Annotated in this window: 1 protein-coding gene; it reads left to right on the top strand. The window is 50.6% G+C overall.

Annotated elements, in window-relative coordinates; genetic code table 11:
• Positions 1 to 193: 193 nt before the first annotated feature.
• Positions 194 to 542: hypothetical protein (locus JK635_RS28155; RefSeq protein ID WP_202653238.1), on the top strand; the 349-nt coding region annotated here is incomplete at its 3' end.

Raw genomic sequence — 542 nt, 5'->3', positions numbered from 1 at the left:
GGCGAAGGCCTTGCTCGGTGAGAATTACCAGCAATACAGTACGACCGACAAGCTGAACTTGATCAAGTTCTTCGAAAGGCCGCTCGAGAAGCAACGCGCTTCGTAAAGTGAGCAAGGCATACTGGGTGAAATCCGCAAGCGATACATTGACATCGGCGGTACCGGTGATGCCCTCTGCAAGCAGGCAAGCAATATGTTGAAAGCATCCTTGCCCACTTATGTGTCAACTGATCTATCGTCTCCCCAGCACGCAAGCTTTGAATCGCAGTTGCCAAAGGTAATAGAAAAAGCCGAACAGGCAGCAACGCAATTCGCAGACTGTCCCGTAGGGGTAAAGCTTCAACTCTATGGTTTCTCTCTTTGTGCCAAATACAAAGGTGAACTTAATACGCGGGGTGGGTTTGCTAATTTATATGAAAGGCTCAAGCAAGCTGGCGGCGGATTGGCCAGCGCTCCACTTGGTTATGAGTACAAGGAAGCTTTTAACCGCAGGCTGCGCACCTATTTGCCTCAAGAGCAGAACCGGGCCCTGGAACAGCTTG

The sequence above is a fragment of the Neobacillus paridis genome (assembly GCF_016765675.1).
Taxonomy (GTDB): domain Bacteria; phylum Bacillota; class Bacilli; order Bacillales; family Cytobacillaceae; genus Neobacillus; species Neobacillus paridis.
The sequence above is the reverse complement of the archived record's forward strand: the minus strand, read 5'-3'. Positions and strand labels throughout refer to the sequence as shown.